General features: G+C 63.7%; 2 protein-coding genes and 1 pseudogene. All 3 read left to right on the top strand.

Annotated features, from left to right (window positions below):
• A pseudogene (locus L979_RS16895) lies at positions 1 to 113 on the top strand (ATP-binding protein); the annotation flags it as partial.
• A 179-nt stretch (positions 114 to 292) separates the two neighbouring features.
• Entirely contained in the window at positions 293 to 844 is a 552-nt protein-coding gene (locus L979_RS13485; RefSeq protein ID WP_047692736.1) for a single-stranded DNA-binding protein, read from the top strand.
• Positions 845 to 946: 102 nt separating this feature from the next.
• Positions 947 to 1,135 (top strand): hypothetical protein (locus L979_RS13480; protein WP_047692734.1); only part of this gene is annotated, 189 nt, incomplete at its 3' end.

Raw genomic sequence — 1,135 nt, 5'->3', positions numbered from 1 at the left:
TCGAACGCCTCTTCCCCCAGATCCAGCGGGTCCTGAAGATCAACGAGCTCGACACCATCACCAACGATGTCATCGAAGCAGCCGCCAGCACCCTCGTTATCGGTACCACTTGAGGCCGCTACGAACCATCAACAGAACCCCGCCATTTACCGGCAAGAGTCACACATACGTGTGCGTTGGGGGTGCTCATGGGGCGGGGTGTTGCGTGTGTCACCGACATCTGAGGGTGGCCGATGCGATGGATGATCACCAGCTGGCACTGGGCGGGCTGAACGGGTGAAGGAGAACAATCATGGCTGTGCGGGTGAAGGACTTTCACGTGACCGGAAACCTGGTCGATGACCCCAAGGAGATCGAGGCAGGGGATCGGATGCTGACTGTGTTCGACCTGGCGGAAAACACCCGGGTGTTCGACCGGGAATCCAACGAATGGCGCAACGGGGCTCCCAACTACTTCGCGGTGGCCGTTGAGGACCCCAGGATGGCGGAGAACATCCGGGAATCGCTGCAGAAAGGTCAGCGGGTGACCGTGGCCGGGACGATGAGCGCCCAGGCCTACGTGACCAGCCAGGGGCAACCCGGTTTGGAGAACCGGATCTGGGCCGATGAGGTGTCCCCGTCGCTGAAGTGGGCTGTGGCCCAGGTTTCCCCGGATGCTCAGGCGCAAAACCGTGGGCCGCGGGCTGAACAGTCTTTTCACCAGGCCCCGGCATCCCAGCAGATGAACGGGGCAACAGCTGACAGACAGCAGCAACCCCAACAGGAGGCACCGGTGCAGCAGGACTACACGACCTGGACGGCAGCGCAGCCTGGCAGCGGAGGGATGCACGGGGCGGGTCGGTGACCCGACCCAGATGACACCACACGTCACAGGGCAAAGAGCCTTCGACACCGGTCGAGGGCTCTTTGCCATGCCAACACCCGGACCCGATCGGGGAGAGAACTGATGAGACGAACGTTCCGTAGAGAAGACCGCATCGAGGGCGATGTGCTCCTGGAGGACCTGCCCGGGATCGGCCAAGCAGGGGATGTGTGGGCCTCGGATGCCATCAGCAACCCGATCGGGCACCGGGGTGGCAGCGGCTGGCGGGATCCTGTGACCCTGCGCCCGCGAGGAGCCGGCAGCGCAGAGGGC

Origin of the sequence: Kocuria sp. ZOR0020 (genome assembly GCF_000800955.1) — a bacterium.
Taxonomy (GTDB): Bacteria; Actinomycetota; Actinomycetes; order Actinomycetales; family Micrococcaceae; genus Kocuria; species Kocuria subflava.
The sequence above is the reverse complement of the archived record's forward strand: the minus strand, read 5'-3'. Positions and strand labels throughout refer to the sequence as shown.